The following is a 25,759-nucleotide window of genomic DNA, read 5'->3' as shown; positions in this document are numbered from 1 at the left end:
GGAAGCACGCCAAGCATCACTGGCGCCGCTTCGTCACTTGGACCAAGGAAACCATCGATGCCGAGGTCAAAAAACTGCTCGACGGATTCGGCTCAGATTTTCAAATCAGATTTTCGTGAACACTTAGCGCGTGGGTGGTTTCATATTCCGCGAAAGTCAAAATTAAGGCGATATCTCGAAACGAGACATTATCGCTACGATTTTTCGGAAGTCAAAAAAATATGCAATTGGTTGCATATTAAATTATCACCGGCGGTAATTGTTGCGTTTTCCGCTCGAAAACCCAAATAACGGGCTGCCGGATACGTTAGATAACCTGCTGCCTTACTGCCGTTCAAGCCGAACCGCCGGCGTATCGGCGAAACGCTCGAGCGCGCGATTGCCTTCCCGATGGGCTTCGGCCTCATCGATGAAGGTTGTTTCACTATATGCAACGACCTTGAAACCACTTCCGGCCGAGCGCGGAACGGTTATTCCCCAATGCCACCCGCCCTCCTGCTGGAACACATGGAGGGACGGGGACAAGCGTGAATCGTGTGAAGAAGACAATCTCATGACATGCCTCACCTTTCCAGACATCTGAAGCGACAACAACCTTCGATCAGTTTAGGCGTTATTTTGTTGCGTTGCAGCAAAAAATTGTTAGAGATTGCGTGTCCAATCCTGGAAAATGATCGGACGCGCCAACTCCAGCCCATGAGCAATGCCGGTCTTTCCAGTCTCGCACTAAATCATTACGTCTGCCGGTACGGCGATTTACTGTTCGTCGCGGCGCCGCGGGCGCATCCGTAAGCATTCCACGCGCCGCGCGAAATATAAAAGCCGCGCTCTACAAGCGCGGCTTCGCGGGCGTTTGCAAAGGCGCCACGTGTCGGCGCCTACCGCGCGGTTTATCCGTTGATCACATCCGCGCCCTTCGGCACCGTGAACTTGAATGCATCGGGCGGCAGTTGCGGATTTTTCTGGATGTTCGAGAACGTGAGCAGCGTCACGTTACCGAACACGTCGTGCAATTCCATCGCTTCGAGATTGCCGTCCTTGAAACCGATGCCGACGCGCTCGAACTGCGTGTCCTTCGCCTTCGGCGTCAGTTCGAGCCAGTCGATGCCGCCCTTCACGCCCGCGTCGCGCAGCGAGAAGTTCTTGTCCAGATCGTTGCTGCCGAACAGGATCGCCGCCGGGCTTGCGCCGAGCGCGTTGCCGAGCGGGCGCACCGTCACCTGGTTCAGATCCTTGTCGTAGACGTAGAACTTGTCGCCGTCCGCCTGCAGCAATTGCGAGTAGGGCTTCTCGTATTGCCAGATGAACTTGCCGGGCCGCGCGAACATGAACGTGCCGCTCGACGTGGTCGGCTTGGCCGGGTTCGCGGTGGACAGCGCGCCGCTCGCGCCCTGCGCCTTGCTCGGCGCGCGCACTTCCTGCTGCACGAAGGCGCCGCGCGCCGAATGGACCTGCGCGATGAATGCCTTCAGTTGCTCGGTGCCGCTCGCGAACGCGTGCGAGGCGACGAGCAGCGACGCACCGATCGCGACACTGCCCACGGCGCGCGCGATCTTGCGCATGCCGCGGGACACGCGCTCGCCGAGGCGCCCCGCTCGACGCTGTCGGGCATCCTGCTGCGCGATTGCTTGCATAGGTTTTTCTCCCTTGAATGAATTCGGTGATGGGCTGCGCCGGCTCGATGCACTCGCTGAACACAGAGTGACTGGCCCGGCGTCGAGCCGCAATGGCGCACCGGACGGTGCACGCGGCGTCGCTCGCGATGGCCGCAATGGCTCGTTACGGCTATTCCGCCTCGCGCGCCGGCGCCAGGATCTCGCGATTGCCGTTCGACGACATCGCCGACACCACGCCCGAATTCTCCATCTGTTCGAGTAGACGCGCCGCCCGGTTGTAGCCGATGCGCAGGTGCCGCTGCACGAGTGAAATCGACGCTCGGCGATTCTTCAGCACGACGTCGACCGCCTGATCGTATAACGGGTCCGACTCGCCTTCGGTGGACGCGGTTCCCGCCGAGCCTTCGTCGCCCTCGCCGCTCACGCCGCCTTCGAGAATGCCCTCGATATAGTTCGGCTCGCCCTGCTCCTTGAGCTTGTCGACGACGCGATGCACTTCATCATCCGACACGAACGCGCCGTGCACGCGCACCGGCAAACCGCTGCCTGGCGGCAGATAGAGCATGTCGCCCATGCCGAGCAGCGACTCGGCGCCCTGCTGGTCGAGAATCGTGCGCGAGTCGATCTTCGACGACACCTGGAACGCCATACGGGTCGGCACGTTGGCCTTGATCAGGCCGGTGATCACGTCGACCGACGGACGCTGCGTAGCGAGAATCAGATGGATGCCGGCCGCGCGCGCCTTCTGCGCGATCCGCGCGATCAGCTCTTCGACCTTCTTGCCGACGACCATCATCAGGTCGGCCAGTTCGTCGATGACGATCACGATGTTCGGCAAACGCGTCAGCGGTTCCGGATCGTCCGGCGTCAGGCTGAACGGATTCGGCAGCTTCTCTTCGCGCTTGGCCGCTTCGTCGATCTTGTTGTTGTAGCCGGCGAGGTTACGCACGCCGACCTTGCTCATCAGCTTGTAGCGGCGCTCCATTTCGGCGACCGCCCAGTTCAGCGCGTGGCCCGCCTGGCGCATGTCGGTGACGACCGGACACAGCAGGTGCGGAATGCCTTCGTAGACGCTCATTTCGAGCATCTTCGGATCGATCAGGATCATGCGCACCTGCTCGGCGCTCGCCTTGTACAGCAGCGACAGGATCATCGCGTTGATACCCACAGACTTGCCCGAACCAGTCGTGCCGGCGACGAGCAAATGCGGCATCTTCGCGAGATCCGCGCACACGGGCTTGCCGCCGATGTCCTTGCCGAGACCCATGGTGAGCGGCGACGCGGCATCCGCATACACGGCCGAGCCGAGAATTTCGGACAGGCTCACGGTCTGACGGCGCTGGTTCGGCAGCTCCAACGCCATGTAGTTCTTGCCCGGAATCGTTTCGACGACGCGAATCGACACGAGCGACAGCGAGCGCGCGAGATCCTTCGCGAGATTAACGATCTGACTGCCCTTCACGCCCGTGGCCGGCTCGATTTCATAGCGCGTGACGACGGGCCCCGGATACGCGGCGACCACGCTCACGTCGACACCGAAGTCCTTCAGCTTCTTCTCGATCAGGCGCGACGTGAATTCGAGCGTGTCCGCGGAAATGGTTTCCTGCGCGGCTGGCGCGGGGTCGAGCAGCGCGATGGGCGGCAGCGTGGAGTCGCCGGGCAGATCGGTAAAGAGCGGCACCTGGCGTTCCTTCTCGACACGCTCCGACTTCGCCGGCGTGGCGAGCGGCGGCACGATCACTACGGGCTCGTGCTCCTCGATGCGCACGCGGCCCTTCTCGACCTTGCCTTCGCGCTTCACGGCGGCCGCTTCGCCGAGCTTGCGATCGAGCCCGGCCTCGCGGCGCAGCTTCGCGAACGTCACCGCGGAAATGATCGATTCGCCGACCTTCTCCGCGACCGACAGCCACGAAAAACGGAAGTACAGCGACAGCCCGATCCCGAGACCGAGCAGCAGCGCGAGCGTGCCACCGGTGAAGCCGAGCGCATGCGAGATGCCGCGCGCGACAGCCTCGCCGATCACGCCGCCAGGCGCGCGCGGCAACTGCACCTTCAGCGACCACATGCGCAGCGCCTCGAGGCCGTTGCACGACAGCAGCACGAGCATGAACGCGAACGCGTCCGCGAGCCAGCTGACGCCGCGCGGCGCGTCGTCGTCCTGCGGCTCTTCGTTGCGGGTGATGCGCTTGTAGTTCGCGGAGATGTGGCGGCCGAGCAGCACGATCCACCAGTAGGCGGACAGGCCGAACAGCAGCAGCAGGATGTCGGAAGTCCACGCGCCGACGCGGCCCGCCCAGTTCGAGATATGGTCGACCTGCGCGGCATGGGTCCAGCTCGGGTCGTGCCTGCTGTAGCTGACGAGCGACATCAGCAGGAACACGCCGAGGGCCACCTGCAGAATCCAGCGGATTTCGGTGAAGAGGCGCGACATGCGGTGCGGCAATGCCTGCGCGCTCGCGGTATAGGGAGCTTTTGCCATTGATCCTGTTGCCTGGGGTAGCCGGTTCAGGCTGAAACTGCCGCCGGGAACGCGGCCCGAGCCTCGCCGCGCACGGCTTCGGGCCCGATCCCGGCTAACGGAAACTTCGATCCGGGCTATTGTAAACGCTGTGTCCCACGCGAGGCTGTAAATGACGGTAACCTGGCTGTTTGACCACAGACGCATGCGCGAGGCGCGCTGAATTCGCCGTATCGCGCCGCGGGCTCGCCCCGAGCGCCCACGCCGCCACGCTATCGCGGCGATCAGAAAGCTTGATGGCGCAGCGGCACGCCCCGCCCTTTATAATGCCCGACTGATACCCATCTACAGTTTCAGCTCAAAAGCGCACGGCTACGCAGCGGCGAGCCGCGCGCCGTACAAGGATTCGATCATGCCCGCAACTGCAACGAAACACGCCAAGGTTCTGATTCTCGGTTCCGGTCCCGCCGGCTACACGGCGGCGGTTTACGCGGCGCGCGCCAACCTCGCGCCGGTGCTCGTCACCGGCATCGCGCAAGGCGGCCAGCTGATGACCACGACCGACGTCGAAAACTGGCCCGCCGACGCCAACGGCGTGCAAGGCCCGGAACTGATGGCGCGCTTCCTCGAGCACGCCGAGCGCTTCAATACCGAGATCATCTTCGACCACATCCACACGGCGAAGCTCGATGAGAAACCGATTCGCCTGATCGGCGATTCGGGCGAATACACGTGCGATTCGCTGATCATCTCGACGGGCGCATCGGCGCAGTATCTCGGCCTGCCGTCGGAAGAGGCGTTCATGGGCAAGGGCGTGTCGGCCTGCGCGACCTGCGACGGCTTCTTCTACAAGCAGCAGCACGTCGCCGTGATCGGCGGCGGCAATACGGCCGTCGAAGAGGCGCTCTACCTCGCCGGCATCGCGAAGAAGGTGACCGTGATCCATCGCCGCGACAAGTTCCGCGCCGAGCCGATCCTGATCGACCGTCTGCTCGCGAAGGAGAAGGAAGGCGTCGTCGAGATCAAGTGGAACCATGTGCTCGAAGAAGTAACCGGCGACAACTCCGGCGTGACCGGCCTGCGCATCAAGCACACGCAGAGTGGCGAGACCACTGACATCGCGCTGCAGGGCCTGTTCGTCGCGATCGGCCACAAGCCGAACACGGACATCTTCGCAGGCCAGCTCGAGATGAAGAACGGCTACATCATCACGAAGGGCGGCCTGAACGGTTTCGCGACCGCGACCAGCGTGCCGGGCGTGTTCGCCGCGGGCGACGTGCAGGACCACATCTATCGCCAGGCGATCACCAGCGCGGGCACCGGCTGTATGGCCGCGCTCGACGCGCAGCGCTATCTCGAGACCATCAACGAGATGGCCGGCGAGCACGCGATGAGCGCGGAAGCGGACCGCTGATCCGCGCCGCGCTGCCGTATGTCGAGACGAAGTCCCGACAAACGGGCGCGACAGTAAAATGACGGTGGCGCAGCGCTGCTGTCATTGGCTCACGAAGGCCGCGGCTGAAATGCCGGCGGCCTTTGTCGTTTTTGCCGTCTTGTCAATGTGCGTCGAGCGCGTTGGCAGCACCACCGACCGACCTTTCCGCCTGTATTGCCGACATGCCGAAGAATCAGCCCCATCCGAACGAACCGAAACGCCCGAAAGCCGCCACGCGTCCCGCGCCCGCAACGGCTGCGCCCGCCGTCGCACCGAAGCTCGATCGCGCATCGGGGCTCGCCGGACTCGGTGCGTTGCGTGAAGCGTTGAAGGGCGAAGCCGAGCGGCGCGAGCGCGAACAGGCGGCGACGCGAGCGGCGCAGCGCGAAGCGGCCGCCGACGCCGATCTGTTCCGCCGCGAGATCGGCGAAGTCGCGCCGCTCGCGATTCCGCCGCGCGCGACGCTCACGCGCAATCCCCCGCCGCCGCTGCCGGTGCAGACGCTGCTCGACGAGGAGGCGGTGCTGCACGAAGCGATCTCCGACGAATTCGACCCCGAAGTGCTGCTCGAAACCGACGAAACGCTGTCGTATTGCCGCCCCGGCCTGAGCCGCGACGTAGTGCGCAAGCTGCGGCGCGGCGACTGGATCGTACAGGCGCAGATCGACCTGCACGGCATGCGGCGCGAAGAGGCACGCGAGGCGCTCGCGGAATTCATCCGCGAATCGGCCAAACGCGGCCTGCGCTGCCTGCGCGTGATTCACGGCAAGGGTCTGGGGTCGATCGGCAAGGAGCCGGTGCTGAAGGGCAAGGTGCGCGCGTGGCTCGTGCAGAAATCCGAAGTGATCGCGTTCTGTCAGGCGCGCCCACATGACGGCGGCGCCGGCGCGGTGGTCGTGCTGTTGCAGCCGGGGTCGTTGCCGCCGCATGGGGCGAGCGCGAAGGTCTGAGGTCGATTTTTTCAGCCGTCGTTCGTCGTGGGGTAAACGGCCAGCCTGGCCGTCGCGCGGTGTGGCTCTCGTCGTCACCGCGTACTCGTGCTGTGCAACCGTCAAAGGTGATCGCGATGCCCCTGCAGCTTTATGCCCATCCGTTCTCGTCCTACTGCCAGAAGGCCCTGACCGCGCTGTACGAAAACGGTACGCCGTTCGAGATGCGCGTGCTCGCGCATGACGACCCGAAGGTCATGGCCGAATTGGCCGCGCTGTGGCCGATCAGGCGCTTCCCGGTGCTCGTCGACGGCGGGCGCACGGTGGTCGAGGCGAGCATCATCATCGAATATCTGGGCCTGCATTATCCGGGGCCTGTCACGCTGTTGCCCGCCGATCCGCGCGCCGCGCTCGAGGTGCGCACGATGGACCGCTTCTTCGACAACTACATTTCGACTCCACAGCAAAAAGTCGTGTTCGATAGCCTGCGTCCCGAAGCCGAGCGCGACCGGCGTGGCGTCGCCGATGCGCGCGCGCTGCTCGACACTTCGTACGCACGGCTCGACCGTCACATGGCCGAGCGCGAATGGGCCGCCGGCGACAGCTTCAGCCTCGCCGACTGCGGCGCCGCCCCGTTCCTGTTCTACGCCGACTGGACACACCCGATCGACCCCGCGTTCGCGCACGTGCGCGCGTACCGGCAGCGGCTGCTCGCGCGGCCCTCGTTCGCACGCGCGGTCGACGAGGCGCGGCCCTACCGGCCGCTATTTCCGCTGGGCGCGCCGGAGCGGGATTGAGCCACGAGCGGCGGTGGCAGTTGCGCGCGAACGAGACGCGGCAGACAACCCGTTTTGCTGGCTGTAGACTTCCTGTCGTGTCGCAAACCTGCCCCGCCCTTCTTCTGGCTCACCACCCACAAGGCACACCATGGACCGTTTCGAAGCGATGGAGATCTTCACGCGCGTGGTCGAAGCGAACAGCTTCACCAAGGTTTCGGAATCGCTCGATCTGCCGCGCGCGAAGGTCAGCCGCACGATCCAGGCGCTCGAGGAACACGTCGGCGTGCGGCTCCTGAACCGCTCGACCCGCCAGGTCAGCGTGACCGAAGACGGCGCATCGTTCTACGAGCGCTGCGTGCGCATTCTCGCCGACGTCGCCGATGCCGAGTCGTCGCTGTCGAGCAAGCGCGAGAATCCGGCCGGGACGATCCGCGTCGACACCTCCGGCACGCTCGCGCGCTCGCTGCTGCTGCCCGCGCTCGACGACTTCTACGCGCACTACCCCGCGATCGACGTGCGCCTCGGTCTCGCGGACCGCAACATCGATCTGATCCAGGACGCCGTCGATTGCGTGATCCGCATGGGCACGCCCGAAGAATCGAGCCTCGTTGCGAAGCGCATCGGGCTTGCGCGCATCGTCACGTGCGCATCGCCCGCGTATCTGCGCAAGTTCGGCACGCCGACCACACTGGCGGACCTCGGCGAGCATCGCGCGGTCAACTACGTGTCCGCGCGCAGCGGCAGGACCTTCCCGTTCGAATACGAAGTGGACGGCGAAATCGAGCGCGTCGCGATGGATAGCACGCTCGCCGTCAACGACGGCTCGGTGTACATCACGGCGGGTGTGTTGGGCCACGGCATCATCCAGCCGTCGCGCTTCATGGTCGCCGAGCTGATCGAGCAAGGCGCGCTCACGGAGATTCTCGGCAACTACACGAGCCCCGGTACACCGCTGTCGATTCTGTATGCGCATCGCCGCAATCTGAGTTCGCGGCTGCGCGCGTTTATCGACTGGGTCAGCGAGCTCGCGCGCAACAATCCGGACTTGCGTTTGCCCGAGGCGGCGTAACGGCTGCAAAAGAACAGAAGCCCCATGCGCAATTCAGCGCATGGGGCTTTTCTGTAGCGACGGATTCAGCGCTTAGGCGACGACTTACGCAATCCGCTCTTCATTCGCCGGATCGAACAACACCGCCTTCGACGTATCGAACAGCAGCGTCGCATTCTGCTCCGGTTGCGGGTTCGACGCCGGGTGCACGCGGCTCACCACGCGCTTGCCGTTGATCTGCGCGAACACCAGCGTGTCCGGACCAGTCGGCTCGATCACGTCGACCTTCACTTCGACCGGCTGCAGCTTCGAGTCGTCGCCGTGCGCACCGCGCGCATCGGTGATGCGTTCCGGACGCAGGCCGAGAATCACGTTGTTGCCGACGTGCGAGCGCACCTTCGCCGAATCGAACGGCAGCACCAGCGCCTTGCGCGCGACGCCCGTATCGAGTTCGATGCCGACGCCCGAGCCCTGCTCGACCAGCTTGCCTTCGATGAAGTTCATCGGCGGTGCGCCGATGAAGCCCGCGACGAACAGGTTCGACGGCGAGTCGTAGATTTCCTGCGGCGCGCCGAACTGCTGAACGATGCCGTCCTTCATCACCGCGATGCGGTCGCCGAGCGTCATCGCTTCGATCTGGTCGTGCGTCACGTAGACGATCGTCGTGCCGAGGCGTTGATGCAGCAGCTTGATTTCCGAGCGCATCTCGATGCGCAGCTTCGCGTCGAGGTTCGACAGCGGCTCGTCGAACAGGAACATCACCGGATCGCGCGCGAGCGCGCGGCCCATCGCGACGCGCTGACGCTGGCCGCCCGACAGCTGACCCGGCTTGCGATCGAGCAGATGCTTGATCTGCAGCGTGTTCGACACGCGCTCGACGATCTGCGTCTGCTCCCGCTTCGGCACCTTGCGGATGTTCAGGCCGAACGAGATGTTCTCGCGCACCGTCATCGACGGATAGAGCGCGTATGACTGGAACACCATCGCGATGTCGCGATCTTTCGGCGACAGGTTGTTGACCGTCTTGCCGTCGATCTGGATCTCGCCCTTGGTCACGGTTTCGAGACCGGCAATCATGTTGAGCAGCGTCGACTTACCGCAGCCCGAGCCGCCGACCAGAATCAGGAACTGGCCGTCCTCGATGTCGATGTCGACACCCTTCAGAACCGGCACCCCGTTCGGGTAGGTCTTGTACACGTCACGGATGGAAAGGCTTGCCATGCTGTGAATCCTCTAGTCTCTGGTACTGCTTGAAAACGTCTTGTCAGGCGACGACGGCACGCGTTCGGTGAAACGCCGTCGCTCCAGGGTGATTTAGCCCTTCACCGCGCCCGCGGTCAGGCCGCGCACGAAGTAACGTCCGGCGATGATGTAGACGAGCAGCGTGGGCAGCGCCGCGATGATCGCGCCGGCCATGTCCACGTTGTATTCCTTCACGCCGGTCGAGGTGTTGACGAGGTTGTTCAGCGCCACGGTGATCGGCATCGAATCGACGCCGGAAAACACGATACCGAACAGGAAGTCGTTCCAGATCTGCGTGAATTGCCAGATCAGGCACACCATGAAGATCGGCAGCGACACCGGCAGCAGGATCTTCGTGAAGATCGTGAAGAAACCCGCACCGTCGATCCGCGCGGCCTTCACGAGTTCAGCCGGCACGCTCACGTAGAAGTTGCGGAAGAACATCGTCGTGAACGCGATACCGTAGATCACGTGCACGAGCACGAGGCCGCTCACCGTGTTCGCGAGGCCGAGGATGCCTTCGAGGCGCGCCATCGGCAGCAGGATCGCCTGGAACGGAATGAAGCAGCCGACCAGCAGCATCGTGAAGATCGGATCGGCGCCGCGGAACCGCCAGTGCGTGAGCACGTAGCCGTTGAACGCGCCGATGATCGACGAGATCAGCACGGCCGGAATCACCATGCGCACCGAGTTCATGAAGAACGGCTGCATGCCGTCGCAACGCACCCCCGTACACGCGCCGCTCCACGCCTTGAGCCACGGCGCGAAGGTCCAGCTCGTCGGCGGCGTCAGCAGGTTGCCGGTGCGCAACTGGTCGATGTCCTTGAACGACGTCGACAGCATCACGTACAGCGGGAACAGGAAGTACAGCGCGAACAGAACCAGGGCCGCGTAAATGACGGCACGGCTAATCGTCATCTTAGGCTGCATTGCGGGTGCTCCTCGATTCCAGATACATCAGCGGCACGAGCACGGCCACTACGGTAGCGAGCATCATGATCGACGATGCCGCGCCGACGCCGAGCTGCCCACGGTTGAACGAAAACGTGTACATGAAGATGGCCGGCAGCGACGTCGACGTACCCGGACCGCCGGCGGTCAGCGCGACGACCAGGTCGAACGTCTTGATGGTGATGTGACAAAGGATCAGCAGCACGGAGAAGAACACCGGCCGCATGCTCGGTATCACGATCTTGCGGTAGATGGTCGGCAGGTTCGCGCCGTCCATCTGCGCGGCCTTGAAGATCTCGCTGTCGACGCCGCGCAAGCCGGCGAGGAACAGCGCCATCACGAAGCCGGTGGACTGCCAGACCGCCGCGATCACGATACAGAAGATCGCCCTGTCCGGGTCGCCGAGCCAGTTGAACGAGAAGCTCGTCCAGCCCCAGTCGTGAAACACCTTCTCGATGCCGATGCTCGGCGTCAGAATCCATTGCCACGCGGTGCCGGTCACGATGAACGACAGCGCCATCGGATACAGGAACACGGCGCGCAGCGCGCCTTCGTTGCGGATCTGCTGATCGAGCAGGATCGCGAGCAACAGACCCAGACCGATGCAGATACCGATGAACGGAATGCCGAACCAGCCGAGGTTCGCGGCCGAAGTCCAGAACACGTCGTTCTGGAACAGTTCGCGATAGCGGTCGAGACCCGCGAACTCCCAACGAGGCATCAGCCGCGAAGTAGACAGCGACAGATAGCCGGTGATTGCGATAAAGCCGTACACGAAGATCAGGCTGATCACGACGCTGGGTGCGAGCACCAGCTTCGGAATCCAGCGATCGGCAAGGGCCGCCATGGGCGACGTGCGGCGGGTGACGGTGGCCGTTTTCCCGTTCCCGCTGATGGAAGCAGTCACTACTCGACTCCTGCTGAAACTGTACCGTCGGGCTGCCCGTGCACGCATGGCGCGGGACCGCGACGGTCTGGGTGTGACTCCATGAAACCAGGGTGAGCCGCGTGGCGCCGGACTGCGCTGCGAACGAAAGCAGCGAGGTCCGATCCCCCACGGCCCGAAGGGCGCGCCCGGTGCTTCGGATGCAAGCCGCCGGGCGCAACACTTCGTACTTACGCTTACTTGGTCTTCGCTGCCTTCGCGAGAGCCTGAACCGCGGTCTTCGAATCTTCCTGCGAGTTCATGAACTTCGTGACGACGTCGGAGATCGCGCCTGCCGCGGCATCCGGCTGAGCCATGCCGTGAGCGAGCGACGGCACATAACCGCCGGCCTTGATCGCAATCTGCTCATCCGCGTACGACTTCTTCGCGCAGTCGTCGAACTTGTCCATCGGCACGCCGAGACGCACCGGGATCGAGCCCTTGTACAGGCTGAACTGCTCCTGGAACGCCGGCGACATGATCGTCTTCGCGAGCGCGAGCTGGCCCGGCGTCGCGGCCTTCTGGCCCTTCTGCTGGAAGAACACGAACGAGTCGACGTTGAACGTGTAGGCCTTCTCCGTGCCCGGCACCACGGCGCAGACGTAGTCCGTGCCCGACTTCTTGCCGGCGTTGGTGAATTCGCCCTTCGCCCAGTCGCCCATGAACTGCATGCCGGCCTTGCCGTTGATGACCATGGCCGTCGCGAGGTTCCAGTCACGGCCCGTGCGACCCGCATCGAAGTAGCCTTGGATCTTGCGGACCGTGTCGAACACGCCGACCATCTTGTCCGAGGTCAGCGTCTTCTCGTCGAGGTCGACGAGCGCCTTCTTGTAGAAGTCCGCGCCCTGCGACAGCACGACGTCTTCCCACAGCGTCAGGTCCTGCCAAGGCTGGCCGCCCATCGCGATCGGCTGGATGCCCGCGGCCTTCATCTTGTCGGCCACCGCGAAGAACTCAGGCCACGTGGTCGGCACCTTGCCGCCGGCCTTGTCCAGCGCAGCCTTGTTGATGTACAGCCAGTTCACGCGGTGCACCGAGAAGGGAGCGGCGACGTAGTGGCCGTCCGCGCGAATGATCTTGTCGATTTCCGGCGGCAGGTTCTTCTTCCAGTCGCCCGCGACCGAGTCGATTGGCACCAGCACGCCCTGCGAAGCCCATTCCTGGATCAGCGGACCCTTGATCTGCGCGGCGCTCGGTGCGTTGCCCGAGATCACCTGCGTCTTCAGTGCCGTCATGGCAGCCGCGCCAGCGCCGCCCGCGACCGCGAAGTCCTTCCACGTGTAGCCCTGCTTCGTCATGTCGTCCTTGAGGACGCCGACGGCCTTGGATTCGCCGCCCGAAGTCCACCAGTGCAGCACTTCGAGAGACTCGGCGGCCTGCACGGCCGACACGCCACACATCAGACCCGCAGCGCACAGAGCGCCCATGATCGCGCGAAATTTCATTGCTTATCTCCTCCAGACACCTGAACAAAAAAACGAATGGCCCCTGATGTCGCCAGGGTGCTGTGGTTGGTTCAAACAGGCAAAACACCGGCGATCGAGCACGGTCGGGCGCATGCGCGAGGGCATGTGCCGGCGGACCGATGTCCGGCCGCTGGACGCTCAAGAGGTGAGTGGTTCGGGATGCAACTGACTGTCTCCTCTTTTGATTTTTGCCTGCCCGCATCGCGCTGCAGACTCGAGGTACCTCATACGCCAACTCGACGCCAGCCTGACGTCGGCTGCGGGCAACGACCCCGCAAGCCCGTCGACTCCCCGGCTTTCCGTAAGGTCCGCCGGCACCCTGCTGGCGCGTACCGGAAGGCGTTGTCCCATTGTCCGTTAGCGTGCCGGGGACGCCCGCCGATTCGCAAAAAGCGCGCATTCCGTCAGTACAGCGCACGCTTTTTTCATCGAATTAACGCTACCTCTTGATTTGGATTGTAGTTAAACTACAATTCAGTGTCAAAAAATATTTTATCGGACTACGGTCGCTCTTCCGGGGCGCTGCGCGTGCAGTGTCCGATCAGCGCGGCGGCCCTTCAGGACATCGACGGAGACTCATGCATACCGACGCAAGCTTCACCTTCGTTCTCTTCGGCGGAACCGGCGATCTGTCGATGCGCAAGATCTTGCCCGCGCTGTTCGAGGCGCACCGCGCGGGCGGCATGCTCGCCGACAGCGGCAAGATCGTGGCGCTCGCGCGGCACGTCGAGGATCGCGGCGAGTATCTGCAGTGGGTCGACGGGCACGTCAAGCCGCATGTGTCGAAGAACGGCCTCGACGAAGCCGCGTGGACGAGCTTCCTCGCGCGCATCGAGTTCGTGAAGATCGATCTCGGCAATCCGGATGACTTCGCGCAATTGCGCGACGCGATCCAGGAGATGCCCGGCATCCGCGTGTTCTATCTGGCAACGGGTCCGTCGCTGTTCGTGCCGATCTGCCATGCGCTCGCCGCGGTGGGCCTGAACCACAACGCGCGCATCGTGCTCGAGAAGCCGCTCGGCTACGACCTGAAGTCGTCGAACGCAATTAATGATGCGGTCGGCGAAATCTTCGCGGAAGAACAGATCTACCGGATCGACCATTACCTCGGCAAGGAGCCGGTGCAGAACCTGCTCGCGCTGCGCTTCGGCAATGCGCTGTTCGAACCGCTGTGGCGCCGCGAGTGGGTCGAAAGCATCCAGATCACGATCGCCGAGGAACTCGGCGTCGAAGCGCGCGGCGATTTCTACGACAATACCGGCGCGCTGCGCGACATGGTGCAGAACCACCTGTTGCAGTTGCTGTCGATCGTCGCGATGGAGCCGCCCCACTCGATGGATTCCGACTCGGTGCGCGACGAAAAGCTGCGCGTGCTGCGCGCGCTCAAACCGGTCGAGCCGCAGGAAATCGGCAAGGTCGCGGTGCGCGGCCAGTATCATTCGGGCGTGATCCGTGGCAACACGGTCCCGGCCTACGCGACCGAGCACGGCGTGAAGCCCGATAGCTCGACCGAGACCTTCGTCGCGCTGAAGGTCGAGATCGGGAACTGGCGCTGGGCCGGCGTGCCGTTTTTCCTGCGCACGGGCAAGCGGCTCGCCGATCGCGTCGCCGAGATCGTCGTGAATTTCCGTGCGGTGCCGCATTCGGCGCTTGGCGCATCGGCGCTGCGCGCGGGCGCGAACCGCCTCGTGATCCGTCTGCAGCCGAACGAGACGATTCGTTTGTACTGTCTCGCGAAGCAGCCCGGCGAGGGTATGAACCTCGCGAGCGTATACCTCGATCTCGCGTTCGACCGGTTCTTCCGCGAAGGCCAGATGGAGGCCTATCAGCGGCTGCTGCTCGACGTGATCCACGGGCGCCTCGCGCTGTTCGTGCGGCGCGACGAACAGGAAGCCGCATGGCGTTGGGTCGAGCCGATCCTGAACGAGTGGAAGGCCTCGACCAAGCCGCCCAAGCCGTACGCGGCGGGCACGTGGGGACCGGCCGCGGCGAGCGCGATGCTCGCCCAGCACGGCACCTGCTGGCTCGAGGAAGAGAATTGAGTTTGATGAATTGATCGACGGCGCCGCGCGCGATGAACACCTCGGCGCGCGGCGCCGGCAACACCACCGACGAACTGAACGGAGTCGCGCCGGTATCGCGTCATGCGTTTGCAGGCCACCCGCCTTGCAGGCGTCGCGCGAGAGGAGTCAGGCTGATTCCGCAGACCTAACAAGAAAGCAGCACGGAGGAGAAGTGATCGAACTTCACGCTTTCGACGACCAGCGCGCCCAATCCGACGCGCTGGCGAAAGCGGTGGGCGACGCGTTACATGCGTCACTTGCCGCACAGGCGGCCGGCACCGGCACGTCAACCCCGCTCGCGCGCCCGGCCATGCTGGCCGTGTCCGGCGGCAGCAGCCCGCGTCCGTTCCTGCAAACGTTGTCGACGCAGACGTTCGACTGGCCCCGCATCGCGATCACGCTGGTCGACGACCGCTGGGTGCCGGAGACCGATAGCGCGAGCAACGCGCAGCTCGCGCGCGCCACGTTGCTGCAGAACGCGGCGCAACACGCGACCTTCTGGCCGCTCGTCGACACCACCCAGGATCTGCATTCGCACGTCGCCGCGCTGAACGCGGACGCGCGCTTTGCCGCGGCGCCCGACGTCGCGGTGCTGGGCATGGGCGAAGACGGCCACACCGCGTCGATCTTCGCCGACGCGCCCGAATGGGATCACGCGATCAACACGACCGAGCGTTTCGTCGCCGTGCATCCGGGCGCGGCGCCGCACGCGCGCGTGAGCTGGTCGCTGTCCGCGCTGAAGGACGTGAAGCATCTGTTTCTGCTGATCGCAGGGCCGCGCAAGATGGACGTGCTCAACGCCGCGTCCGCCGCGCTACAAAAAAATGCCATCTCGCAGCTGGCAAACGACAAGGGAGTGAGACTCGATGTCTACTGGTGTGCAAACTAAAGCTGTGCCGGGCGCGGTCCAGCACGCCGATGGACCGAGGCTGCTGGCCGACATCGGCGGTACCAATGCGCGTTTCGCGCTCGAGACGGGCCCCGGCGAAATCGGCTCGGTGCAGATCTATCCTTGCGCCGACTACCCGAGTGTCGCCGACGTCATCAAGAAGTATCTGAAGGACACGAAGATCGGCCGCGTCAATCACGCGGCGATCGCGATTGCGAACCCGGTCGACGGCGACCAGGTCAGCATGACCAATCACGACTGGACCTTTTCGATCGAAGCGACGCGCCGCGCGCTCGGCTTCGACACGCTGCTCGTCGTCAACGACTTCACCGCGCTCGCGATGGCGCTGCCCGGCCTCACCGATGCTCAGCGCGTGCAGGTGGGCGGTGGCCAGCGCCGGCCGAACAGCGTGATCGGCCTGCTCGGCCCCGGCACCGGCATGGGCGTGTCGGGCCTGATTCCCGCCGACGACCGCTGGATCGCGCTCGGCAGCGAAGGCGGCCACGCCACCTTCGCGCCCGCCGACGAGCGTGAAGATATCGTGCTGCAGTACGCGCGCAAGAAGTGGTCGCACGTGTCGTTCGAACGCGTGGCCGCGGGTCCCGGCATCGAGGTGATCTATCGCGCGCTCGCGGGCCGCGACAAGAAGCGCGTGCCGGCCAGCGTCAATACGGCCGATGTGGTCAAGCGCGCGCTCGAAGGCGAGCCGCTCGCGGCCGAATCGGTCGACGTGTTCTGCGGCATTCTCGGCACCTTCGCCGGCAATATCGCGGTGACGCTCGGCGCGCTCGGCGGCATCTATATCGGCGGCGGCGTCGTGCCACGCCTCGGCGAGTTCTTCGCGCGCTCGTCGTTTCGCCAGCGCTTCGAGGCGAAGGGCCGCTTCGAGGCGTATCTGCAGAACGTACCGACCTATGTGATTACCGCCGAATACCCGGCGTTCCTCGGCGTATCGGCGATTCTGGCGGAGCAGCTGTCGAACCGCGCGGGCGGCAGCTCGTCGGCGGTGTTCGAGCGGATTCGCCAGATGCGCGACGCGCTGACGCCGGCCGAGCGCCGCGTCGCCGAACTCGCGTTGAACCACCCGCGTTCGATCATCAACGATCCGATCGTCGACATCGCGCGCAAGGCCGACGTCAGTCAGCCGACCGTGATCCGCTTCTGCCGCTCGCTCGGCTGCCAAGGGCTGTCGGACTTCAAGCTCAAGCTCGCGACCGGTTTGACCGGCACGATTCCGGTCAGCCACAGCCAGGTGCATCTCGGCGACACCGCGACCGACTTCGGCGCGAAGGTGCTCGACAACACCGTGTCCGCGATTCTGCAATTGCGCGAGCATCTGAACTTCGAGCACGTGGAACGCGCCATCGACCTGCTGAACGGCGCGCGGCGCATCGAGTTCTACGGACTCGGCAATTCGAACATCGTCGCGCAGGACGCGCACTACAAGTTCTTCCGCTTCGGCATTCCAACCATCGCGTACGGTGACCTGTACATGCAGGCGGCCTCGGCCGCGCTGCTCGGCAAGGGCGACGTGATCGTCGCGGTGTCGAAGTCGGGGCGCGCGCCCGAGCTGCTGCGCGTGCTCGACGTCGCGATGCAGGCCGGCGCGCAGGTGATCGCGATCACGTCGAGCAACACCCCGCTCGCGAAGCGTGCGACGGTCGCGCTGGAAACCGATCACATCGAGATTCGCGAGTCGCAACTGTCGATGATCTCGCGCATCCTGCACCTCGTGATGATCGACATTCTCGCGGTCGGTGTGGCGATTCGGCGCGCGGTGCCGAGCGACGACGTCGCCGAGACGGTCGAGAAAGCGCGCGAAGGCGCCGACGACGACGCGACGGCCGTGCTCGACTGGCTCAGTCACGGCGCTGCTTCGTCGGCGCGCGACTGAGCCTCCGTGAACGGCTGTCCCGATCCGCTTGCGGTGAACGAACCCGCGGCGTGTGCATCGTCTTCGATGCGCCCGCCGCGGGTTTTCCTGTTTGGGGACGCGTAAAGCGACCGATAATAGGCGCTCTATCTCCTGGCCGAACCGCTTTGCCATGATCATCCGCCCGCATCTCCACTGGTTTCACATGCTGCTTGCGTGGCGCGGCTCGGTGCTGCCGCAGTTGCTGCCGCGGCTCCTGCTGATCTTCTTCATCTCGATCATTGCGCTCGCCGCGCACGATCATCTGCTGCCCGTCAGCCTGAACCTGAACTCGATCGCGCCGTTCTCGCTGGTCGGCATTGCGCTCGCGGTGTTTCTCGGCTTTCGCAACAACGCGAGCTACGACCGCTGGTGGGAGGCGCGCAAGCTGTGGGGGCAGTTGCTCAATGAGTCGCGCTCGCTGACGCGCGAGGCGCTGACGCTGCCGTCGCGCGAGTTGCCCAAAGAAGAAGCCGCCGCGTTTCTGGCGATACTGAGCGCGCTCCCGCATGCGCTGCGTCATCAGTTGCGCAAGACCGAACCGCGCGACGACCTTGCCGCGCGGCTGCCCCGCGCACTGTTTGAACGTGTGATTGGATCGCGCTACAAGCCAGCCGCGCTGTTGCTGTGCCTCGGCGAATGGGTGCAGCGCGCGGCACGCGCGGGGGCGCTCGATCCGATGGCGGTGCTCGCGTTCGATCGCAATCTGAGCGGGCTGTCGGATGTGATCGGCGGGTGCGAGCGCATCGCGTCGACGCCACTGCCGTTCGCGTATTCGGTGATGATCCACCGCACCGTGTACTTCTTCTGCGCGTCGCTGCCATTCGGACTCGTCAATAGCATCGGCATTTTCACGCCGGTGTTCGCGGTGTTCGTCGCGTACACGTTCATGGCGCACGAAGCGATCGCGTCGCAGCTCGAAGAACCGTTCGGCACCGACGACAATGACCTCGCGCTCAACACGATGTCCGCGATGATCGAGGATGCGATGCGCGATCTGCTCGGCGAGCCGGCGCTCGCGCCGCCGCAGCCGCGCGAAGACCGTTATCAATGGGATTGAATGCGCGGTGGGCCGCACCGGTCGGCGGCCGTCAGTGATTGCCGGCCGTTTCGGAGAGCCGTTTGATCGTCGCGACGCGCGCGCCGATGATGTCGATACGCCCGTGCTCGTCGACGAGCCGCGTCGACGCCGTCAGATACGCGCTCCACGCGCGTTGCGCGTGCACGAGCGTCGGCCGCGATTGCGCCGGCATCTTCGATTCGAGCACACGGTAGTAGCGCTTCAGATCGAACATCGCGTGTTCGCAACGCGCGTCGGCGTTGCAGGCGCGCGGCCGGCGCGGCGCCGGACCGTTCGCATCGGCGAGCGCGCTGCGCAGCGCGAGCGCGCGGTCGCGCACCGGCTGCAGCTGCATGTCGGCTTCGGAAAGCACGTACATCGAACCCTGGGTCGTGGCGAAGACCGCGGCAAGCAACTGCTTCTCGGCATCGCGCGACGCGAGCCAGCTCGACTGGCTCCTTTCCCACAGCCTGCGCCGCGCGGGCGGCAGCTTCGCGAGCAACTGCTGGTACGCGTTGTCGACCGCGACCTTCCAGCCGATGCGCGCAGCGTCCATGCACTGCACCTGCCCCATCGTCGTCGACATGTCGGCGCGCGCGAGACACGCGCGCATCGACGCGTCGATCGGATCGGCGGCGGCCACCTCGGCATGCGCCGCCGGACTCGCGATGCCGCCGAACACCACCGTGCCGGCCGCCAGCGCGAAGGCCAGCACGCCGGCCCCGCGCCGCCAGCGGCCGATCGCTGCCAGGCCCGGCAGAAACGTCACCCACCCCATCGTCAGATGCGCACGCAATCGACGAAGTATTCGATGCGCCCGTTGACCATTTCGCCGACGAGCCCGTGGATATCCGTATGGAAGCCCGGGAAGCGCTCGTTGAACTCGCGCGCGAAACGCAGATAGTTGACGATGGTCCTGTTGAAACGCTCGCCCGGAATCAGCAGCGGAATGCCCGGCGGATACGGCGTCAACAGGATCGACGTAACACGGCCTTCGAGCTCGTCGATCGGTACCCGATCGATCTCGCGGTGCGCGAGCTTCGCGAACGCGTCGGACGGCTTCATCGCCGGCTCCATGCTCGACAGGTACATCTCGGTCGTCAGACGCGCGATGTCGTTCGCGCGATACACGCTGTGGATCTGCTGGCACAGGTCGCGCAGGCCGACACGCTCGTACATCGGATGATGCTGCACGAACTCGGGCAGCACACGCCACAGCGGCTGGTTGTTGTCGTAGTCGTCCTTGAACTGCTGCAGCTCGGTCACCATCGAGTTCCAGCGGCCCTTCGTGATGCCGATCGTAAACATGATGAAGAACGAGTACAGGCCCGTCTTCTCGACGATGATGCCGTGCTCGGCCAGGTACTTCGTGACGATCGCGGCCGGAATACCGGTTTCGCCGAAGCCGCCGTCCATGTCGAGACCCGGCGTGACGATCGTCGCCTTGATCGGGTCGAGCATGTTGAAGCCTTCGGCGAGCGGGCCAAAGCCGTGCCACGCGTCGTTGGGGCGCAGCATCCAGTCGTCGCGCGAGCCGATGCCTTCCTCGGCGAACTGGTCCGGACCCCACACCTTGAAGAACCAGTCGTCGCCGTATTCGGTGTCGACCTTGGTCATCGCGCGGCGGAAGTCGAGCGCTTCAGCGATCGACTCCTCGACGAGCGCGGTGCCGCCCGGCGCTTCCATCATCGCCGCGGCCACGTCGCACGACGCGATGATCGCGTACTGCGGGCTCGTCGACGTATGCATCAGATACGCCTCGTTGAAGCGATGCTTGTCGAAGCGGCTGTTCTTCGAATCCTGCACGACGATCTGCGACGCCTGCGAGATGCCGGCGAGCAGCTTGTGCGTGGAGTGCGTTGCGTACACCATCGCGCCGATGCGCGGACGGCCCGCGCCGATGGCGTGCATGTCCTGATAGAACGCGTGGAATTCGGCGTGCGGCAGCCACGCTTCGTCGAAGTGCAGCGTGTCGAGCCATTCGCCCAACATCTCCTTGATCATCTCGACGTTGTAGATCACGCCGTCGTAGGTGCTTTGCGTGATCGTCAGAATGCGCGGCTTCAGGTTCGGGTTCTTCGCGAGCGCTTCGCGCGCGAACGGGTTCGCCTCGATCTTCTTGCGGATGTTCTCCGGTTCGAACTCGCTGCGCGGAATCGGGCCGATGATGCCGAAGTTGTTGCGGGTCGGCGTCAGGAACACCGGGATCGCGCCGGTCATCGTGATCGCGTGCAGGATCGACTTGTGGCAGTTGCGGTCGACCAGCACGATGTCGCCCGGCGCCACCGTGCCGTGCCAGACGATCTTGTTCGAGGTGGAGGTGCCGTTGGTCACGAAGAACACGTGGTCGGCGCTGAAGATGCGCGCGGCGTTGCGCTCCGAGGCCGCGACCGGACCGGTATGGTCGAGCAGCTGGCCCAGTTCGTCGACCGCGTTGCAGACGTCGGCGCGCAGCATGTTCTCGCCGAAGAACTGGTGGAACATCTGGCCGAGCGGGCTCTTCAGGAACGCGACGCCGCCCGAGTGACCCGGGCAGTGCCACGAGTACGAACCTTCTTCCGCGTACTGCACCAGTTCCTTGAAGAACGGCGGCGCCAGCGAGTCGAGATACACCTTCGCCTCGCGGATGATATGGCGCGCGACGAACTCCGGCGTGTCCTCGAACATATGGATGAAGCCGTGCAGCTCGCGCAGGATGTCGTTCGGCAGATGGCGCGAAGTGCGCGTTTCGCCGTACAGGAAGATCGGAATATCGGCGTTGCGGCGGCGCACTTCGGTCACGAACGCGCGCAGCGCGACGATCGCGGCGGCAAGCTCGGGCGTCTCGCCTTCGACGACCACGTTATCGACGTACGGCAGCAGCTCGTCGTCGTCGATCGACAGGATGAAGCACGACGCGCGGCTCGACTGCTGCGCGAACGAGGTCAGATCGCCGTAGCTCGTCAACCCGAGCACTTCCGCGCCTTCTTTCTCGATGGCTTCGGCCAAAGCCCGGATGCCGGAACCCGAGATGTTCTCGGAGCGGAAATCTTCGTCGATAATGACGACGGGGAAACGGAACTTCATGGGCGATTCTCCAAAAAGAAAACGACCGCTGCGTTACGTAAAAAGCGCAGCGGTCACCCGAATAACTGGTGGGTCAAGACGCTGCCGGCGTCACGTTTTCGGCAATGTGACGCCGTGCTGACCTTGATACTTGCCGCCGCGATCCGCGTACGACGTTTCACAAATCTCGTCGCTTTCGAAAAACAGCACCTGAGCGACGCCTTCGTTCGCGTAAATTTTCGCAGGCAAAGGTGTCGTATTCGAGAATTCGAGCGTGACGTGGCCTTCCCATTCCGGCTCGAACGGCGTCACGTTGACGATGATCCCGCAGCGCGCGTAGGTCGATTTGCCGAGGCACACGGTCAGCACGCTGCGCGGAATACGGAAATACTCGACCGTGCGCGCGAGCGCGAACGAGTTCGGCGGGATGATGCAGACGTCGCCCTTGAAATCGACAAACGACTTCTCGTCGAAGTTCTTCGGATCGACGATCGTCGAGTTGATGTTGGTGAAGATCTTGAATTCGTCGGCGCAGCGGATGTCGTAGCCGTAGCTCGAGGTGCCGTAGCTGACAATCTTCCGGCCGTCTTCGGAGACGCGAACCTGATCGGGCGCAAACGGCTCGATCATCTTGTGCGACTCGGCCATGCGCCGGATCCACTTGTCAGATTTGATGGTCATAGGTGAGAGCTGCTCGACGTGAATATCAGGTGTGACGAAAGATAGATGAAAACGGCCGGCGGCGGCGCCCAGCCGGCAAAGGCCGCTTATTTTACGCGATCACGGAGACGCTGCCGCAGATGGCGCGAGGCGCGCCCGATGAAGGGGGTCCGCCGACTGGCACGACGCCGTTGCAGGGCGGGCGCGGCGAAAGCGCGCTCGCGCTTCACTGCTGGCGAATCACGCCGCAGGCGATCGCCGCGCCTGCGCCATGCTGAGGGTAAGCGTAGGGATCGGTCGCATCGCGGTGGAGCAGTACCGCGCGCTGCAGCACCGAGCGGATGCCGTCGAGCGACACGTCCGGCGCGACGATGAAGCCGGTGGCCACGCCGTTCGCGTCCGCATGGATGTTGCCGAGATCGCCCTCGACGCGCGCGCCGGCCTTGAGCCGTTCGGCCGCCGGCGAAAACACCGGACCGGCGCTGGAGCCGTCGGCGGCGTTGCAGTCGCCGCGCTCGTGCACCTGCAGCGCGTGGTCGCTATTGGGCGGCAAGCCCGTGAGATTGTAGGTGACCTGGACGCCGTCCGAGCGCTCGATAAAGGTCACGAGACCGTGCGCCTGATTGCCCACGGTGGGCAGCAGTTGCGCGTCGGCGCGCTTTTCCTGTGGTCTCAGGAATACGCCACAGCCGCTCAACAGCACACAGCCGGCAGTCAGGACGATGAACGCATGTACCGCGTGCCCGTCGATTCGTTTTCCCATGCGATCCTCTTGTCGGCCTGGCGGCTGCCCCTGCGGCCGCCGAGCCGAACTCGTGAAGTCGACATGATACCGCGAGAGTTCGTGAAAATAGGGATCGAGATCACCCCTAATCCCTCGCCCGAACGGCCGCTCAGGTGTTCTGCACGACGATGTTCGGAAACTTCGAGCTCATGTCGCGCGCGCGTTCGGCGATATGCACCGCGACCTTGCGCGCGATCGAGCGATAGAGCTCCGCAATGCGCCCGTTCGGGTCCGCGACGACCGTGGGACGGCCCGAGTCGGCCTGCTCGCGGATCGTGATGTCGAGCGGCAGGCTGCCGAGCACCTCGACGCCATACTCCTTGCCCATGCGCTCGCCGCCGCCGGCGCCGAAGATGTGCTCCTCGTGCCCGCAATTCGAACAGATGTGCAGGCCCATGTTCTCGACGATGCCGAGAATCGGGATGCCGACCTTCTCGAACATCTTGAGGCCCTTCTTCGCGTCGAGCAGCGCGATGTCCTGCGGCGTCGTGACGATCACGGCGCCCGTAACCGGCACGCGCTGCGCGAGCGTCAGCTGGATGTCGCCGGTGCCCGGCGGCATGTCGACGATCAGATAGTCGAGTTCGTGCCAGTTGGTCTGGCGCAGCAGCTGTTCGAGCGCCGAGGTCGCCATCGGGCCGCGCCACACCATCGGGTTGTCCGCCTCGATCAGGAAACCTATCGAGCTGGCCTGCACGCCGTGGCCGGTCATCGGGTTCATCGATTTGTCGTCGGGCGATTCGGGACGACCCTCGATGCCGAGCATGGTGGGCAGCGACGGGCCGTAGATGTCGGCGTCGAGAATGCCGACCGCCGCGCCCTCGCTCGCGAGCGCGAGCGCGAGATTCACGGCGGTCGTGCTCTTGCCGACGCCGCCCTTGCCCGAGGCAACCGCGACGATGTTCTTCACGCCGGGCAGCAGTTTCACGCCGCGCTGCACGGTGTGTGCGGCAATCTGTTGCGAAACCTCGACGCGCACGTTCGCGACGCCGGGCACCGCGCGCAACGCGTCGGCGAAGCGCTGGCGGATCGCGTCGAACTGGCTTTTCGCCGGGTAGCCGAGCGTCACCTGAAGGTTGACCGCGTCGCCCTCCACAACCACGTTGCGGATGCTCTTCGCGGCCGCGTACGGCGCGCCCGTGTTGGGGTCAGTGACGGCCGCGACGGCGGCGTCGACCAAAGCCCGATCGATACTCATTGATACTCCGTGGGGAAGAGGTGCGGCGCGGCGAGATGGACCGATCGGCCACGCGGCGGAATTTGCAAGAAATTGTTATGCGGCATTGCGAAAATCGAACGTGCCGGGCACCCTTCGGGGCACGCGGGACGCCGTAGGGTCGCATCACCGTGTGTTTCAGGCACTATTGTAGTGTCTGACGGCACACGGTGCCCTAAGACCCTTCTTCGCTGTAGGACCGTGCGAAGCAAGGCGCAGGAATCGTTCCCGAACTTTCTGGGTGGTCGGTGCATTGCCGTAATGTTCGCTGCATAGACTGACCGCCACCCGCTAGCTCATTCGCACTCGAAAGGAAACCAAAATGAATGCAAGAATCATGACTCGCGTGGCCGTATTCGCCGTGGCCGGCTCGCTGGTGGCAGGCTGCGCAACCCAACAGGGCACCAACACAGCAGTCGGCACCGGCGTGGGCGCAGGTGCCGGCGCGGCGATCGGCGCGATCTTCGGCGGCGGCAAGGGCGCGGCGATCGGCGCGGCCACCGGCGCCGCGGTGGGCGGCATCACCGGCTACAACTGGGACAACATCCGCAACCGCATGTCGGGCGCGACCAAGGGCACCGGCACGCAGATCACCGAGCAACCTGACGGCTCGCTCAAGCTGAACATCCCGAGTTCGGTCACGTTCGACACCAGCAGCTACGCGATCAAGCCGTCGTTCGCACCGGTGCTCGACCAGCTCGCGCAGACGCTGCAGCAGAATCCGGAAGTCGTCGCGTCGGTCGTCGGCCATACGGACAGCACCGGCTCGCTGCAATACAACGAGACGCTGTCGGTCAATCGCGCGCAGAGCGTGACCGGCTATCTGGCGCAACGCGGCATCGCGCCGCAGCGCCTGTCGGCCACCGGCATGGGCCCGAACCAGCCGATCGCCGACAACAACACCGAAGCCGGCCGCGCGGCCAACCGTCGCGTCGAGATCTATCTGCGCGCCACGGCCCAGCACGCGACCCAATAAGGGCAAGTCTCAAGGAGAAGGCGCCGCCGGGCCGGCCGGGCTTCAGCCGCACGCGCCCGGCTTGCGGGCGGGACGAGCCGCCGGACCGGTTTGTCGACGGATCGAAAAAATTTCGAACTCTGCGGAAAATCTGCGGTCTGTCTTTACGGTACGTGTCTGGCGAAGCCATCACGTCACCATTCTCCTCTTGTCGTTGTTGCTCCGGGGTTTATCGACCCCGGTTTTTTTTTGCCCGCGCGGTTTTGCACCCCGCTTCGCCAGGCATCCTTCCTGGCGGTCCCCCACCGCAGCGCCCGCCCCCATCC

21 protein-coding genes are annotated in these 25,759 nt (G+C 64.5%); 9 read left to right on the top strand and 12 right to left on the bottom strand.

Annotated features, from left to right (window positions below; genetic code table 11):
- Nucleotides 1–324 precede the first annotated feature (324 nt).
- The 3 genes from F6X37_RS32590 to F6X37_RS32580 all read right to left on the bottom strand — a co-directional run bounded on the left by F6X37_RS32590 (nt 325) and on the right by F6X37_RS32580 (nt 4,095).
- Nucleotides 325–555: a hypothetical protein gene (locus F6X37_RS32590; protein ID WP_187614133.1), complete on the bottom strand. Its 231-nt coding sequence runs from the start codon at nt 553–555 to the stop codon at nt 325–327.
- Nucleotides 556–890: 335 nt separating this feature from the next.
- Nucleotides 891–1,634 (bottom strand): outer membrane lipoprotein chaperone LolA, encoded by a 744-nt coding sequence (gene lolA, locus F6X37_RS32585; protein ID WP_187614132.1) that lies wholly within the window; start codon nt 1,632–1,634, stop codon nt 891–893.
- Between the two features lie 151 nt (nt 1,635–1,785).
- Nucleotides 1,786–4,095: a DNA translocase FtsK gene (locus F6X37_RS32580; protein ID WP_184021169.1), complete on the bottom strand. Its 2,310-nt coding sequence runs from the start codon at nt 4,093–4,095 to the stop codon at nt 1,786–1,788.
- A 391-nt stretch (nt 4,096–4,486) separates the two neighbouring features.
- Here F6X37_RS32580 and trxB point away from each other — a divergent pair, with 391 nt between their 5' ends.
- The 4 genes from trxB (at nt 4,487) to F6X37_RS32560 (ending at nt 8,286) form a co-directional block, all read left to right on the top strand.
- The gene (gene trxB / locus F6X37_RS32575) at nt 4,487–5,488 is read left to right on the top strand and encodes a thioredoxin-disulfide reductase (RefSeq protein WP_090803474.1); all 1,002 of its coding nucleotides are present in this window, start codon (nt 4,487–4,489) and stop codon (nt 5,486–5,488) included.
- 203 nt (nt 5,489–5,691) lie between these two features.
- The gene (locus tag F6X37_RS32570) at nt 5,692–6,459 is read left to right on the top strand and encodes a Smr/MutS family protein (protein ID WP_187614134.1); all 768 of its coding nucleotides are present in this window, start codon (nt 5,692–5,694) and stop codon (nt 6,457–6,459) included.
- A gap of 116 nt (nt 6,460–6,575) precedes the next feature.
- Nucleotides 6,576–7,235 carry a glutathione S-transferase family protein gene (locus F6X37_RS32565; protein ID WP_187614131.1) on the top strand — a complete coding sequence of 220 codons (660 nt, stop codon included), beginning with the start codon at nt 6,576–6,578 and terminating at the stop codon, nt 7,233–7,235.
- 130 nt (nt 7,236–7,365) lie between these two features.
- Nucleotides 7,366–8,286 (top strand): LysR family transcriptional regulator, encoded by a 921-nt coding sequence (locus F6X37_RS32560; RefSeq protein WP_090803470.1) that lies wholly within the window; start codon nt 7,366–7,368, stop codon nt 8,284–8,286.
- 84 nt (nt 8,287–8,370) lie between these two features.
- Here F6X37_RS32560 and F6X37_RS32555 read toward each other — a convergent pair whose 3' ends face one another.
- The 4 genes from F6X37_RS32555 to F6X37_RS32540 form a co-directional block, all read right to left on the bottom strand.
- Nucleotides 8,371–9,486 (bottom strand): ABC transporter ATP-binding protein, encoded by a 1,116-nt coding sequence (locus F6X37_RS32555; protein WP_187614130.1) that lies wholly within the window; start codon nt 9,484–9,486, stop codon nt 8,371–8,373.
- Between the two features lie 93 nt (nt 9,487–9,579).
- Nucleotides 9,580–10,437, bottom strand: a complete 858-nt coding sequence (locus F6X37_RS32550) for a carbohydrate ABC transporter permease (protein ID WP_184059608.1) — start codon at nt 10,435–10,437, stop codon at nt 9,580–9,582.
- Complete coding sequence (locus F6X37_RS32545; RefSeq protein WP_187614129.1) at nt 10,427–11,365, bottom strand: carbohydrate ABC transporter permease; 939 nt, start codon at nt 11,363–11,365, stop codon at nt 10,427–10,429. The genes F6X37_RS32550 and F6X37_RS32545 overlap by 11 nt, the downstream gene beginning before the upstream one ends.
- 215 nt (nt 11,366–11,580) lie before the next feature.
- Complete coding sequence (locus F6X37_RS32540) at nt 11,581–12,828, bottom strand: ABC transporter substrate-binding protein (protein WP_090803463.1); 1,248 nt, start codon at nt 12,826–12,828, stop codon at nt 11,581–11,583.
- 599 nt (nt 12,829–13,427) lie between these two features.
- Between F6X37_RS32540 and zwf the strand changes: the two genes are divergently transcribed.
- From zwf to F6X37_RS32520, 4 genes are all read left to right on the top strand, one after another.
- Complete coding sequence (gene zwf / locus F6X37_RS32535) at nt 13,428–14,891, top strand: glucose-6-phosphate dehydrogenase (RefSeq protein WP_187614128.1); 1,464 nt, start codon at nt 13,428–13,430, stop codon at nt 14,889–14,891.
- Nucleotides 14,892–15,084: 193 nt separating this feature from the next.
- Entirely contained in the window at nt 15,085–15,801 is a 717-nt protein-coding gene (gene pgl / locus F6X37_RS32530; protein ID WP_187614127.1) for a 6-phosphogluconolactonase, read from the top strand.
- Nucleotides 15,779–17,695 (top strand): bifunctional transcriptional regulator/glucokinase, encoded by a 1,917-nt coding sequence (locus F6X37_RS32525; protein ID WP_187614126.1) that lies wholly within the window; start codon nt 15,779–15,781, stop codon nt 17,693–17,695. Before pgl ends, F6X37_RS32525 begins: the two co-directional genes overlap by 23 nt.
- Before the next feature lie 151 nt (nt 17,696–17,846).
- Nucleotides 17,847–18,773, top strand: a complete 927-nt coding sequence (locus F6X37_RS32520) for a bestrophin family protein (protein WP_184059618.1) — start codon at nt 17,847–17,849, stop codon at nt 18,771–18,773.
- Between the two features lie 31 nt (nt 18,774–18,804).
- On the opposite strand, the gene F6X37_RS32515 is transcribed toward F6X37_RS32520, so the two are convergent.
- From F6X37_RS32515 to apbC, 5 genes are all read right to left on the bottom strand, one after another.
- Nucleotides 18,805–19,551, bottom strand: coding sequence for a lysozyme inhibitor LprI family protein (locus F6X37_RS32515; RefSeq protein WP_262420110.1), 747 nt, complete (start codon nt 19,549–19,551; stop codon nt 18,805–18,807).
- 2 nt (nt 19,552–19,553) lie between these two features.
- The gene (locus F6X37_RS32510) at nt 19,554–21,839 is read right to left on the bottom strand and encodes an arginine/lysine/ornithine decarboxylase (protein ID WP_187614124.1); all 2,286 of its coding nucleotides are present in this window, start codon (nt 21,837–21,839) and stop codon (nt 19,554–19,556) included.
- A 90-nt stretch (nt 21,840–21,929) separates the two neighbouring features.
- The gene (gene dcd, locus F6X37_RS32505; RefSeq protein ID WP_008924193.1) at nt 21,930–22,499 is read right to left on the bottom strand and encodes a dCTP deaminase; all 570 of its coding nucleotides are present in this window, start codon (nt 22,497–22,499) and stop codon (nt 21,930–21,932) included.
- A gap of 205 nt (nt 22,500–22,704) precedes the next feature.
- Entirely contained in the window at nt 22,705–23,241 is a 537-nt protein-coding gene (locus F6X37_RS32500) for a superoxide dismutase family protein (protein WP_090803451.1), read from the bottom strand.
- Nucleotides 23,242–23,371: 130 nt separating this feature from the next.
- Nucleotides 23,372–24,460, bottom strand: a complete 1,089-nt coding sequence (apbC, locus tag F6X37_RS32495; RefSeq protein ID WP_090803450.1) for an iron-sulfur cluster carrier protein ApbC — start codon at nt 24,458–24,460, stop codon at nt 23,372–23,374.
- A 340-nt stretch (nt 24,461–24,800) separates the two neighbouring features.
- Here apbC and F6X37_RS32490 point away from each other — a divergent pair, with 340 nt between their 5' ends.
- The gene (locus tag F6X37_RS32490) at nt 24,801–25,454 is read left to right on the top strand and encodes an OmpA family protein (RefSeq protein WP_184007820.1); all 654 of its coding nucleotides are present in this window, start codon (nt 24,801–24,803) and stop codon (nt 25,452–25,454) included.
- Nucleotides 25,455–25,759 lie beyond the last annotated feature (305 nt).

This window comes from Paraburkholderia sp. 31.1, assembly GCF_014397645.1.
GTDB classification, from domain to species: domain Bacteria; phylum Pseudomonadota; class Gammaproteobacteria; order Burkholderiales; family Burkholderiaceae; genus Paraburkholderia; species Paraburkholderia tuberum.
The sequence above is the reverse complement of the archived record's forward strand: the minus strand, read 5'-3'. Positions and strand labels throughout refer to the sequence as shown.